Source organism: Paenibacillus sp. J22TS3 (assembly GCF_018403205.1).
GTDB classification, from domain to species: Bacteria; Bacillota; Bacilli; order Paenibacillales; family Paenibacillaceae; genus Fontibacillus; species Fontibacillus tuaregi.
Genome location: NZ_BOSF01000007.1, coordinates 276,076 through 289,471 on the forward strand (window position 1 = coordinate 276,076; position 13,396 = coordinate 289,471).

The window sequence follows — 13,396 nt, forward strand, 5'->3', positions numbered from 1 at the left end:
TCAATATAGGCCGGGTGGCTTTCGCTTGCCTATGCTTTTGCGTCTAATTCAAGCGGGACCGCGTCCTTATGCATAATTTCAATTTGAAGGTACCTGTTCTTCTTTCGTCTGCGCACAGTAAACCGGTACTCATCATGAACATAGCTTTCGCCTACTGCCAGTTCGCTGTTCTGAGCAAACAGCCATCCACCGATAGTATCCCAATCCCCAGAATCAATCTCGTTGATCAGATGGCTGCTGACCTCCGTAACGGACACCTTACCGTTAACCGTCAAGTGCCCGGGTGACCATACTTTTACATCTTCTTCTTCTTCAGTATCGAACTCATCCCTGATCTCGCCCACAATCTGTTCAAGGATGTCCTCAATGGTGACAAGACCCGAAGTCCCCCCATATTCATCAATAAGAATGGCCATGTTCGTTCCATCCTTTTGCAGTCTCTTGAGCAGCGTATTGACATGGATGAACTCAGGAACAGCCATTACGGGCTGCATCAGGGTAGAAATATCGAGATCCGGATTATCCTCGTAAGCAAGAAAGAACTGTTTTGTATTCATGATTCCGATCACGTTGTCCTTGCTGTCTTTGACTACAGGGAAACGGGTATACTGCTGCTCCTTGATGATCTCCAGGTTCTCCTGTCGGGTCTTGCCTGTATATAAACACACCATATCTGTTCTTGGCACCATAATATCCTTAGCCATCAGATTATCAAATGCGAAGATCCGGTTTACATACCCGAACTCTGTCTGATTAATCTTCCCGCTCTCCAAGCTTTCGCTTAGGATAATGCGCAGCTCTTCTTCAGAATGGGCTTCCTCATGCTCGGAAGCCGGTTTAACACCGAACATCCGTACGAGCTGATTAGCCGATCCGTTTAGAGCCCAGATGAAAGGATACATGAGCTTGCTGAACCAGATGATCGGTTTGGCCGTAATAAGCGCAATGCCTTCCGCCTTGCGGATTGCAAATGTCTTTGGAGCCAGCTCACCAACCACCACGTGTAAGTAAGTGATCAACGCAAAGGCAATAATCACGGATACCGGCCCAGCTACCTGTTCGGATACATTTAAATACTCGAACATAGGATGCAGAATCTTCTCCATCGTTGGTTCGCCCAGCCAACCAAGACCCAGCGCTGTAATCGTTATCCCAAGCTGGCAAGCTGACAGATAACCATCCAGATTATCGATCACCTTCTTCACCGCGGTCGCATTCTTGCGGCCTTCCGCAATCATTTGATCCACCCGGCTGCTTCTCAGCCGGACCACCGCGAATTCAACAGCCACGAAAAATGCGGTTAGAAAAATTAAAATTGCAATAAGAACTAAATTTAAGCCATACCTGTCACTTTCCACAAAACATCTTCTCCTTAATTGATGAATATAAATTATGTCCTATGAAATGAACTTGGAAGGGCGGTTCCTGTCCATTTCATATATCTAAATATATACGTAGGAGAGCTTATCTTGGTTTCATGAAGTGCAACAAAGATTAACGTTGTATATTTAGAGTTGTTATTGACCTATTGTCAGCTTGGTAGCCTTAACCGTCTGATCTGCACTGCCAATGGCCAGAACTCCACCTTGAATTGGCTGAACTGCAGCTCCACGGTTAATAGAGTTCGTCCGGTTGACTATGGTTTCCCACTGAGTTGTTCCTGCAGAATCCAGATGTGCTACATATTCCTTGGAAATAGTCCCGTGCCAGTCCTCATTCACCTTGCCCGTAATCAGGTATCCTCCGTCCGAATCCAGTGCAATATCATTCACTTGACTGCGGTCCCACTGGCTGGCGAGAGGTTTCGACCAGGTTAGATTTCCCGCCATATCGGTCTTAAGCACAAAGCCAGTAGTAAGATAACGGACACCGCCATCAGGATTCGGGTGATTGTAGTAGCCAGTCAGCACATAACCGTCAGAATCCTGAATGATTCCTGTCGTCCACAGATTCTGGCTGTCCTGGGAAGGAACGAGCGTCTTTTCCCATTCAAGCTTGCTTGTATTCGTATACTTGGAAATCACAATATTGGTGTTATTGGTGCCTGCCTCATAGGACTCTCCAACCAAGACAAAACCGCCATCTGCCGTATGCTTGACACGGCTAACGGAATCCTCCGTAGGTTTGTTCCATGTTTTTTGCCAGATTACGGTACCATTGCCCGAAAATTTAGTTAATATTTGGTCTTTATCTCCGTTTAAGCCCGGTGTTGTCCCTACCGTAATGTAATTTCCATTATTCAGTTGATCCACGGACGCCAGATAAGTGTTTGGCTTGGTAATACTATACTCCCAATCCTTGCCCCCCTGAGCATTCACTTTAAGTACCGAAGCCCCGCCTACCGAAATATATCCGCCGCCGTTAGTCTGATGGAAGGAGGCCAGAAATCCAAGGCTGTGCTTATTAAAACTAAGTTTGGACTTTTTGATGCCAGAGCTGTTAACCGAACTAATGTTGACTTGGTCACTCTGAACCGAGGCTGCCAGAATCTCATTTGGACCATGTTCATAAATTGAATCCGAAGCCAACGCCACATCTTTATCCCATACCACGGTAGCTGCTCCCAGCTGAGTCTCCTCAGCCGAAACAAACGTGCCTGCAGACAAACTAAGGGTAAGCGCGATCAAGGAATGGGAAATCCACCGAACGTTCTTGCTTGCAAAGCCGGTTCTGATCATTATTATTACTCCTCCTTCAGTTAATATGTCTAATGACACTTAATTATGTTTCGGCTTCCAGCCTCAGGGCAAGCGGATAAAGGCTCACGTGTGGAACAAAATTTCATGACAATTTCACTTACTATTGGCCTAGTCCTAAACATACAAGCACCCACAGCTGGCATAAATCCGCTGTGGGTGCTTTTGATTTCTTATTTTGCTAAATCTGTTATCTGGAGATTCTCCGCTACTATAGGGTCAGGCTCATTTCTGTTCTTCTTCTGGTGAGTTCTGTCCCCCATCAAGCCAGCTCCGGATCATCGATAGCAGCTGGGCACTATTCACCGGCTTGGTAATATAGTCTGAAGCCCCAGCTTCCAGACATTCCTCCCGGTCTCCCTTCATCGCTTTGGCGGTAAGTGCAATAATCGGCAGATCCTTGAACTCCGGCTTTGTCCGGATCGCTCTTGTCGTCTCATACCCGTCCATAACCGGCATCATAATATCCATCAGCACAATTTCGATATCTGGTGTCTCTTCCAGAATCCGAATGGCCTCCTGTCCATTCTCCGCCGCAATCACCTTCATGTTATGGCGCTCCAAGATAGACATCAGGGCAAAAATATTCCGCACATCGTCATCTACAACAAGCACTTTTTTATATTTAATCATCTCGTCGGACTGATGCAGCTTAACAAGCTTTTCTCTAGAGCCCTCAGGCAAATCTATAGTACGGCGGTGCAGGAATAAACTGGTCTCATCCATAACCTGGTTCATGGATTTAACTTCCTTTATTACCGCAGTCTTATTCATTTCCTCCAGTTCGTTCTCTTCCTCGATAGTCCACCGTTTGCTCCGATAAATTACAACAGGGACATGTTTGTTCTGAACCTTCTTATACATCTCCCGGATTAGGCGGAGCGTGTTCATATCCGGCATATCGTTATCAATCAGGACACAATCGAATTCTTTTGATTTAAGCTGATTGAGCGCTTTTCTCGAAGTATCCACCGCGGTAATTTTGAGATCCTTGTTACCGATCATATTCACGAAATCTTGACGGCGCTGCTCGTCATGAACGGCAATCAACAAGGTATGTGTGGTCTTATCGGCAAAAGCATTCAAGCGGTCCAGCGTACTCTCAAGCTCCTCGTTCGTTACCGGCTTGCACAGATAGTCATGGACTCCTTTTTGCTTCAGCTCAAATTCGTCCTCCTCCACGGTGATTACACAGACTGGAATATGCCGGACGTCCATGTCATTCTTCAAATGCTCGATCACAAGCCAGCCATCCGTGTCCTTCAGCCGAAGATCAAGCGTGATCGCTGCAGGCAGATATTTGCGGGCCAGCTCCAGTGCGTTGGAGCCTTTGGTGGTGATAATCGCCTTGATCCCTTTCTTGTGAAGGGCACCGAGCAGGATTTCGTTAAATTTTAGATCATCTTCAACGATCAGGAAGACACGGTCATCCGGTCCGATACTGTCCCGGTCATCCATAATCTCGCTGCGCGGCGTAAAACGGATCACCTCTGGTGGTGCCACATCAATGACTTCAGGCACATATTTCTTGGTCGGCGCAGGCTCCTGAGTGTCAGAATCGACCGGCAGGTAAAGATTGAAGATGCTTCCCTTGTTCACCACACTGTACAGAGTGATCTCACCGCCCAGCATGGCCGCGATTTCGCGCGATATCGCAAGACCCAGTCCGGTGCCGCCATATTCGCGGTTCGTGCTGCCGTCCGCTTGCTGGAAGGCTTCAAAGATAATTCCCTGCTTATCATCCGGTATACCAATACCTGTGTCGCTTACCGAGAAGCACAGAACCGTACCCGCCTGATTCAGGGCCTCCTGATCCTCGCTCCATCCTTCCTCCGCCCTGCGCAGATGTAAGGAAATTTGTCCACTCTCGGTGAATTTGAACGCGTTGGACAGCAGATTCTTAAGAATTTGCTGGAGTCTCTTCTGATCCGTTACAATGTTCCGCGGCACATCGTCGTCGGCTTTCACATTGAATTCCAACTCTTTGTCGCCAACTAATGGCCGGAAAGAGCGGTCCAGACTCTCAAGCAGTTCGGTAAGCGAAACTTCACTGAGATCAACGGAAGCCGTCCCGGATTCAATTTTGGACAGGTCTAGAATGTCATTAATCAGATTCAGAAGATCCATACCGGCATCCTGTATCGTCTTAGCATATTTCACTTGGGCATCGGACAAGTTCTCATCGGGATTCTCAGCCAGCTGCTCGGCGAGCAGCAGCAGAGAGTTCAGAGGAGTCCGAAGCTCGTGCGACATATTAGCCAGAAACTCCGATTTATATCTTGAAGTAAGGGCGAGCTGCTCCGCCTTCTCCTCCAGGAAGCGCTTGGCTACCTCGACTTCATTGTTCTTACTCTCCACCTCGGCCTTCTGGATGACCAGCAGTTTGGCCTTGTCCTCCAGCTCCTCGTTCGTATTCTGAAGCTCCATCTGCTGTTTCTGAAGCTCTTCCGTCAAGGATTGGGACTGCATCAGCAGTTCTTCAGTCCGTTGATTCGCCTGCATTGTGTTAATGACAATTCCGATGGATTCGGTAAGCTGATCCAAGAAGGCAAGATCAATCTCATTGAATTGCCGGAAGGAGGCGAGCTCGAGCACCGCCAGCACTTGATCCTCGAAAATGATCGGAAGCAGTACGATATTAAGCGGCGTGGCCTCTCCCAAACCGGAAGAAATCATAACGTAATCCCCTGGCACATTGGTCAACAGAATACGCTGCTTCTCGATCAAGCACTGACCTACCAAGCCCTGCCCGGCGCGGAATTCATTAGACAAATGCTTGCGCTGCTGATAAGCGTAGCTTGCAAACAGCTCGAGCACCGGTTCGCCGTCAACGGGCTCATTAATATAGAATACGCCGTGCTGCATGGATACCAGTGGCGCAAGCTCGGACAGAATCATCCGGCTGACGGCATAGAGGTCCCGCTGCCCTTGAAGCAGGCGGGAGAATTTCGCCAGATTGGTCTTAAGCCAGTCCTGCTCCGTATTGATCCGGGTCGTCTCCTTCAGATTACGGATCATCTCATTCACATTGTCCTTGAGTGCCGCAACCTCACCGGCTGCCGCCACATCAATAGTCCGCGACAGGTCGCCCTTCGTCACGGCAGTGGCCACGTTGGTAATCGCCCGCACCTGGGTTGTCAACGTACTCGCCATATAGTTAACGTTATCAGTTAAATCGCGCCATGTTCCGGCTGCACCCGGCACGCTTGCTTGTCCGCCCAGCTTACCTTCGGCACCTACCTCTCTGGCTACCGTTATAACCTGCTCGGCAAAAGTCGCAAGTGTATCAATCATGTTATTGATCGTGTCGGTCAGCTCTGCAATCTCGCCTTTGGCATCCACGGTTAGCTTCTGCTTCAGATTCCCGTTGGCGACCGCGGTTACGACTTTGGCAATGCCCCGCACCTGGTCGGTTAAGTTCGTCGCCATGATATTTACATTCTCGGTCAAATCACGCCAGATCCCGCCTACTCCCCGAACCTGGGCTTGTCCGCCCAATTTGCCGTCTGTACCTACCTCGGAAGCCACACGGGTTACCTCAGATGCGAAGGAGTTGAGCTGATCCACCATTGTGTTGATCGTGTTCTTCAGCTCAAGCAGCTCGCCCTTCACGTCAACCGTAATCTTCTTCGACAGATCCCCATTCGCTACCGCTGTGGTTACACCGGCGATATTGCGCATCTGAATCGTCAAATTGCTCGCCATATAGTTGACCGTATCGGTGAGATCTTTCCAGGTTCCCGACACATCCTTCACTTCAGCCTGAGCACCAAGCTTACCTTCCGTGCCCACCTCACGCGCTACGCGCGTAACCTCGGAGGCGAAGTTGCTGAGCTGGTCCACCATCGTATTCATGGTGTTCTTCAGTTCGAGAATCTCACCCTTGACATCAACGGTGATCTTCTTCGACAGATCCCCTTTCGCGACGGCTGTTGTCACATCCGCGATGTTCCGCACCTGATCGGTCAGATTGCGGGCCATGCTATTAACCCCTTCCGTGAGGTCCTTCCATGTGCCGCCAACGCCTTTAACCTGGGCTTGTCCGCCGAGCTTGCCCTCTGTTCCAACCTCGTTGGCCACACGGGTTACCTCGGATGCAAAGGTTGAAAGCTGATCCACCATCGTATTGATGGTGATCTTCAGCTCAAGAATCTCCCCTTGAACATCCGCGGTAATCTTCTTGGACAAATCCCCGTTGGCGACTGCCGTTGTCACAACCGCGATGTTCCGCACCTGATTGGTCAAGTTGCTCGCCATGTAGTTAACGCTTTCGGTCAGATCGCGCCACGTTCCGGCAACTCCCTTAACCTGGGCCTGTCCACCCAGCATCCCCAGGGTACCTACCTCACGGGCTACACGCGTAACCTCGGACGCAAACGTGCTGAGCTGATCCACCATCGTATTGATCGTATTCTTCAGCTCAAGGATTTCACCCTTTGCATTGACGGTAATATGCTTGGACAAATCACCTTTCGCTACAGCAGTGGTCACTTCGGCAATGTTGCGCACCTGATCAGTAAGTGTACCCGCCATAAAGTTCACGCTGTCGGTCAAATCCTTCCATGTGCCTGAAACGTCTTTTACATCGGCTTGACCGCCGAGCTTGCCCTCAGTGGATACCTCACGGGCCACCCGTGTAACCTCAGAAGCGAAATTGCTGAGCTGGTCCACCATCGTATTAATCGTGCTCTTTAGCTGAAGGATTTCGCCCTTGGCATCAACGGTGATCTTCTTGGACAGATTTCCCTGGGCTACCGCCGTTGTGACCTCCGCGATATTGCGCACCTGATTCGTCAAATTGCTCGCCATGTAGTTAACACTTTCGGTCAGATCACGCCACGTTCCCGCCACTCCGCTAACCTCAGCTTGACCACCGAGAATCCCTTCAGTGCCCACCTCACGGGCCATCCGGGTAACCTCGGACGCAAAGGTGCTGAGCTGATCGACCATGGTGTTAATGGTGTTCTTCAGCTCAAGAATTTCTCCTTGAACGTCTGCGGTAATCTTCTTGGACAAGTCCCCATTCGCTACCGCTGTCGTTACAACGGCGATATTCCGCACCTGGTCAGTTAGATTGGACGCCATGTCGTTAACGCTTTCAGTAAGGTCTCTCCATGTACCTGAAACATCCTTCACATTGGCTTGGCCGCCAAGCTTACCCTCGGTACCTACTTCGCGCGCCATCCGCGTGACCTCGGACGCAAAGGTGCTGAGCTGATCGACCATGGTGTTAATCGTATCCTTCAGTTCAAGAATCTCGCCTTTGGCATTAACCGTAATCTTCTTGGACAGATCGCCTTTAGCTACGGCTGTTGTCACCGCAGCGATATTGCGCACCTGGTCCGTCAAATTCGTCGCCATGTTATTTACGCTATCTGTAAGGTCTTTCCAGGTCCCTGATACGCCCTTCACATCAGCCTGTCCGCCAAGCATCCCCTCAGTACCCACCTCCCGGGCTACCCGGGTTACCTCGGATGCAAAAGTGCTGAGCTGTGTAACCATCATGTTGATATTGGTGGCCGTACGCTGGAATTCACCAGTTAACGGTCTCCCTTCAAATTCCAAGTCCACCTTCTGGGATAAATCTCCCTGGGCTACTGCGTTGATTACCCGTACCATCTCGCTGGTAGGTTGAATCAGATCAGCTACAAGCCCATTAATCGATTCAGAAACCACTTCCCAGGAGCCGCCTGTGTTCTTGTGCGTAAACCTGCGGTTGTATTTCCCTTCCTTGCCTACAACCTTGGCTACAGTCTGAACCTCTTGAACCAGACTCTCCTGCATATCCATTATTTCATTAAATGTATCCGCTACTTTGCCGGCGATGCCTGTGTGATCATACGGCATTCTGTACGAGAAATCTCCCTTTTTTAAAGCCATTAAAGCATTTAACAACTCACCGGTATTCAACTCGGTCTGGGACGATTGCTTTGGTTCTTCATGTTCTGACATGATCCAATTTTCCTCTCCGACATAATTTATTGTTATTCGAGTTCAATATGTAAATCTTCTATCACATTTTACTATGAACTAGGATTCCATGTCATTATTTCACCATGACTTGGTAAAGAAGGAGGATATCTTCAGCCTATTCCTGGCACACAAATATACCGGTCCTCGATTGTGTCTCCTAGCATGATAAGTTTTTATACAAAAGACAGGCTCCGCACATTAGCGAAGCCTGTCACTAATTAAAGTCCCGTCTACTAGTGATACCCTACAACTAATCCTGCAGCTCAAGCCCCTTCGTCTCTTTACCCAGAAAAAGGACACCCGCAGCTCCTACAAGGATCGCAACAAAAAAGAAGATAAAGATTGTGCTAATGCTGGTTCCTGCGCCAACCCAGCTGCCCACAAGCAGCGGTCCGATCACCCCGCCGATCCGGCCAACGGAAGTAGCCAGGCCAACTCCTGTTGTGCGGATTCTTGTCGGATATAATTCAGGACTGTATGCATACAAGCCTCCCCAAGCACCAAGGTTGAAAAAGGACAGGCATATCCCGGCTGCAAGCAGATTGCCTTCGGATGAAGCATATCCAAACCATACAGCACTTAGCGCCGTACACACCAAATAAGTGACAAGCACAAATTTACGGCCGAATTTCTCAATGAAATAAGCAGCTGTGAAATAACCTGGAAGCTGGGCAAGCGTCATGATCAGCACATAACCAAAACTTCGGATCAAGCTGAATCCTTTGAGCACCATCATATTCGGAAGCCATAGGAACATCCCATAATAAGACAGCACTACGGTGAACCACAGAATCCATAACATGATGGTGGTCTTCCGGTTACCGGCAGACCAGACCAGCCCAAGCTTCTCACGGAAGGTCAAGCGGACTTCGGACTTCATCTTCTCATACCTGGGCGAATCATCGATTGCCCGGCGCAGATAGATGGCATAGAGTGCGGGGACTGCACCAATGACGAAGGCCGCCTGCCAGCCATATTGGGGGATGACAAAATAAGATATGAGCGCGGCTAATATCCATCCCGCCGCCCAAAAACTCTCCAGCAGCACAACCGCCCGCCCCCGTTCCTCGGCAGGCATGGATTCAGATACCAGTGTGGAAGCAACAGGCAGCTCCCCGCCTAAGCCAACGCCGGATATGAACCTAAGTATGCACAGCACGGTAAAACTTGCTGCAAGTGCGGATAGTCCGCTGGCTGCCGAGAAGATCAGCAGAGTCCACAGTAGAACATTCTTCCTTCCGTAACGGTCCGCGAAATAACCGGCAAAGGCCGCTCCAAACACCATTCCTATGGAATTGATACTTCCGAGCAGACCTACCTGCCCGGGAGTCAAATGCCAACTTACGGTTAACGCCGCGATTATAAAAGACAAAATCCCAACGTCCATCGCATCAAACATCCAGCTTAACCCTGCACTGAACAAGAGCTTCCGATGCTTCGTATTGCGTATAACACTAATATTGTTCATAACAAGCAGCTCCCTCTGCCGTCACAAATCCAATGACTTGATTGGCATCAACAATTTTGTGTTTATATTCTACCCCACTTCCCTGACAACATCTACGAGAATGTGAAAAAAATCTCTTATTTAGCCATAAATCCATTTCTATGCCTGACATGTAGATGTACAATCCCTTTCCCCTTCACTTGCATTCACTGTATTAATCCATATAAAGCGAGGTGAAATCTAATGGCAGTATATCCTTCATCCTGTAATTGGAGAAGCAAAAAACACCGCAAACTGGATGTAAATAAACATAAGCACTGCAAACCCTCGGGCCGGCTGCTCCGCCTTACCGTAATCTGGGCCTGCTCTACCGGGGAGCCTTACAGAACCAGCGGGTTCCTGGCTACCGCGTCCACCCTTTCAGGCGAGCTTATCCAAACAGCCAAGTTCAACAGACGGGGTGTCGTTATTTTTTCTAAAATCAAAACGCCTACCAAGCAAGCATACGTTGTGAAAATTTATTCCTGTGAAGGCAACTTAGTTCGCAGAGTGGTTGTGCCTCGGGGCAATGACGCTTTTGTTATCGTTCCTTAATTACTAAACTATAATTCTTCAACACTACTATAGACCATTTATATCAATTGCTGGCTATCGCACAATCTAAAAGCTTCATATTAGCATGTAATATCACATCCACATTAAGGAGGTGACATTCCAATGGCAAAACGTCCTTCCCGCTCTTTATTCAAAGTAAAAGGCCGCAAACTTAATGCGTCCAAATACGGCCGAATCTTAAAGCCTACTCAACGCTTGCGCAGGCTAACGATCGTATGGGCCGACACCTCTGGCAATCCATACAACACAACAGGCTTTTTCGCTACAGTCAGCACCACTTCCGGCAGACTTATCCAAAGAGCAAGATTTGACGGCTTCGGTGTGGTAGTCTTCTCCCGTATTTCCACGCCGACTAACCGTGATTATATTGTTCGCACATTCTCAAGTGACGGTACTCAATATCGTGAAGTTACGGTACCGGCAGACAATGCCGCATTCGTTATTATTCCTTAATTGGCTACGATCGTTACTATCGCCCTAAGCACGTTGTAACTTTTAAAGGAGGTTAATCCATGGCAAAACGTCCATCCCGCTCTTTATTCAAAGTAAAAGGCCGCAAACTTAATGCGTCCAAATACGGCCGAATCTTAAAGCCTACTCAACGCTTACGCAGGCTAACGATCGTATGGGCCGACACCTCTGGCAACCCATACAACACAACAGGCTTTTTCGCTACAGTCAGCACCACTTCCGGCAGACTTATTCAAAGAGCAAGATTTGACGGCTTCGGTGTGGTAGTCTTCTCCCGTATTTCCACGCCGACTAACCGTGATTATATTGTTCGCACATTCTCAAGTGACGGTACTCAATATCGCGAAGTCACTGTACCGGCAGACAATGCCGCATTCGTAATCATACCTTAAGAGGACGTCGACAGACTCCACCTACTACCTCCTCTTAAAGTATAGAAGAAGATCTGCCTTAGGCAGATCTTCTTTAGATTGTCGGGAAACCCTGATCTTTGTTGAGGAGCAAGCTTCTATTTTATCTGGGGAGTCACTAAAAATCTTAAATGATAAATTCTGTATTTCTTCAACAGGCCGGGAAGCACTGTCTAGGGTAGCGCTTTTATTTGATTACCCTATCAAGATGAGTTAAAGATTTATTTGACGTGAGCCTTAACTTATAATAAAGTCTAAATATAACCAAAAGGTTATATGAAAGGAGATTAAAGGTGACCGATATTTACAGAGCCATCTCGGATCCAATCCGAAGACGGATATTGCAGATGGTTGCACATCAAGAATGTACACAAAGTGAGATTGTTAAGCAATTTCCGATTTCCCAGCCGGCCATAAAAAAGCATTTGTCCATCTTATTAGAGGAACAATTACTTCTTGAGAAAAGACAGGGCAAATATTGCTGCTATCGATTGAACACTCCCGTATTCCGGCACAACTATCTACAGCTCCAACAAGAGCTTGGTCTTATACTTGAGAATAAACTGGCAGATTTGAAACATTATTTGGAGGAGGATACCTAAATGAAGAAAGAATATACCGAAGTCGAGCGCGAGATTATGATCAGGGCCACACCTGAGCGTGTATGGAAGGCTCTTACTGATCCAGAGGAGCGTAACCTCTGGGAGACTAGAAGCTGCAAGATAGAGTTAAAGATTGGCGGTACTGTGGAGTTGGACTATGGCTGGGGAGTTAGCTATAAAGGTACCATCAATGAGTTAATCCCATCCTCACGCCTGTCTATTATGGATGAGCATGGGGATCTCACAATTTGGAGTTTGGAGCCCCAGCAAGGCGGAACTCTCGTGAGCATTAAGTATACCGGTCTCTGGTCAGGTGATCTGGGAATCATGAACATGGAGAATATGGCGTACGGTACATACCGGTTTATGACAAATCTAAAAAGTATGCTGGAAGAAGCCCTTGATAAACGGCAGACGTTTTGGAAAAGCTGGATTGGAGTTAACCATATCACCGCGGTTCATCCCGAGATTGGTGGAGTTCGGGTGGTTCAAGTTATTCCGGATACACCTGCATCGGGATATCTCCAGGTGAACGACATAATCACCCAGATTAATGGCGAGTCCGTGAACAGCTATGACCAATGTGAAGAGCTTATCACAAGTGCAGATCCGCAGCACCAGCTCGATATCACATATGTGCGGGATGGACACACCCAAACGATTGAAGTTATAACAATTGCATTTGGCCAAAAGCTGAGCGCTTCTACTTCTTCCTAGGATAATCAAATATTCAATTTTATAATGCAACAAATATAGTCCGGTAAAATTATTCCGGCAACAAAAAAACCATTGTTGGGTTACCAACAATGGTTTTACTTTGCTTGGCGGCGTCCTACTCTCCCAGGACCCTGCGGTCCAAGTACCATCGGCGCTGGAGGGCTTAACGGTCGTGTTCGGGATGGGTACGCGTGGAACCCCTCCGCCATCGCCACCAAATGGAATTTTTCCGGGCCATCGCTCTCTGAGTTATCTCAGGGGAATCTCTGACATCAGAAAAAACTAATTCAGGTTTCAGCATCGCCAAATGCTGAAAGCTAGTTCCTTCTAACCGAAGGCTTGCTTCGGAATAGAAATGAGGTTTGCTCCCTGAAAACTAGATACGAAACGAACTTGCGTATTAGATTGTAGCCTTCCCCGTTGTTCTCGGGGCCCCCGCAAAGTACTCGGAATCCGCATCGAAGC

The 13,396-nt window shown here is 48.3% G+C and carries 9 protein-coding genes and 1 rRNA gene; 5 read left to right on the plus strand and 5 right to left on the minus strand.

Annotated features, from left to right (window positions below; all coding sequences use genetic code 11):
* Positions 1–29: 29 nt before the first annotated feature.
* The 4 genes from KJS63_RS21100 to KJS63_RS21115 form a co-directional block, all read right to left on the minus strand.
* Positions 30–1,358, minus strand: coding sequence for a hemolysin family protein (locus KJS63_RS21100; RefSeq protein ID WP_213620922.1), 1,329 nt, complete (start codon positions 1,356–1,358; stop codon positions 30–32).
* A gap of 159 nt (positions 1,359–1,517) precedes the next feature.
* The gene (locus tag KJS63_RS21105) at positions 1,518–2,678 is read right to left on the minus strand and encodes a hypothetical protein (protein WP_213620923.1); all 1,161 of its coding nucleotides are present in this window, start codon (positions 2,676–2,678) and stop codon (positions 1,518–1,520) included.
* Positions 2,679–2,921: 243 nt separating this feature from the next.
* Positions 2,922–8,648, minus strand: a complete 5,727-nt coding sequence (locus KJS63_RS21110) for a HAMP domain-containing protein (protein ID WP_213620925.1) — start codon at positions 8,646–8,648, stop codon at positions 2,922–2,924.
* A gap of 271 nt (positions 8,649–8,919) precedes the next feature.
* Complete coding sequence (locus KJS63_RS21115) at positions 8,920–10,137, minus strand: MFS transporter (RefSeq protein WP_213620927.1); 1,218 nt, start codon at positions 10,135–10,137, stop codon at positions 8,920–8,922.
* Positions 10,138–10,359: 222 nt separating this feature from the next.
* Here KJS63_RS21115 and KJS63_RS21120 point away from each other — a divergent pair, with 222 nt between their 5' ends.
* The 5 genes from KJS63_RS21120 to KJS63_RS21140 all read left to right on the plus strand — a co-directional run bounded on the left by KJS63_RS21120 (position 10,360) and on the right by KJS63_RS21140 (position 12,931).
* Positions 10,360–10,710: a hypothetical protein gene (locus KJS63_RS21120; protein ID WP_213620928.1), complete on the plus strand. Its 351-nt coding sequence runs from the start codon at positions 10,360–10,362 to the stop codon at positions 10,708–10,710.
* 123 nt (positions 10,711–10,833) lie between these two features.
* Complete coding sequence (locus tag KJS63_RS21125) at positions 10,834–11,184, plus strand: hypothetical protein (RefSeq protein ID WP_068618886.1); 351 nt, start codon at positions 10,834–10,836, stop codon at positions 11,182–11,184.
* Positions 11,185–11,243: 59 nt separating this feature from the next.
* Entirely contained in the window at positions 11,244–11,594 is a 351-nt protein-coding gene (locus KJS63_RS21130) for a hypothetical protein (protein ID WP_068618886.1), read from the plus strand.
* A gap of 311 nt (positions 11,595–11,905) precedes the next feature.
* Complete coding sequence (locus tag KJS63_RS21135) at positions 11,906–12,214, plus strand: metalloregulator ArsR/SmtB family transcription factor (protein WP_213620929.1); 309 nt, start codon at positions 11,906–11,908, stop codon at positions 12,212–12,214.
* On the plus strand, positions 12,215–12,931 hold the full coding sequence (locus tag KJS63_RS21140) for an SRPBCC domain-containing protein (RefSeq protein WP_213620930.1): 717 nt from the start codon (positions 12,215–12,217) through the stop codon (positions 12,929–12,931).
* 102 nt (positions 12,932–13,033) lie between these two features.
* On the opposite strand, the gene rrf is transcribed toward KJS63_RS21140, so the two are convergent.
* Positions 13,034–13,150: ribosomal RNA gene (gene rrf, locus KJS63_RS21145) — 5S ribosomal RNA — on the minus strand.
* Positions 13,151–13,396 lie beyond the last annotated feature (246 nt).

Bases quoted from the DNA above. Each gene is read 5' to 3' on its own strand.
- KJS63_RS21105 (WP_213620923.1), bottom strand. From the start codon at position 2,678: ATGATCAGAACCGGCTTTGCAAGCAAGAACGTTCGGTGGATTTCCCAT.
- KJS63_RS21110 (WP_213620925.1), bottom strand. From the start codon at position 8,648: ATGTCAGAACATGAAGAACCAAAGCAATCGTCCCAGACCGAGTTGAAT.
- KJS63_RS21115 (WP_213620927.1), bottom strand. From the start codon at position 10,137: ATGAACAATATTAGTGTTATACGCAATACGAAGCATCGGAAGCTCTTG.
- KJS63_RS21120 (WP_213620928.1), top strand. From the start codon at position 10,360: ATGGCAGTATATCCTTCATCCTGTAATTGGAGAAGCAAAAAACACCGC.
- KJS63_RS21125 (WP_068618886.1), top strand. From the start codon at position 10,834: ATGGCAAAACGTCCTTCCCGCTCTTTATTCAAAGTAAAAGGCCGCAAA.
- KJS63_RS21130 (WP_068618886.1), top strand. From the start codon at position 11,244: ATGGCAAAACGTCCATCCCGCTCTTTATTCAAAGTAAAAGGCCGCAAA.
- KJS63_RS21140 (WP_213620930.1), top strand. From the start codon at position 12,215: ATGAAGAAAGAATATACCGAAGTCGAGCGCGAGATTATGATCAGGGCC.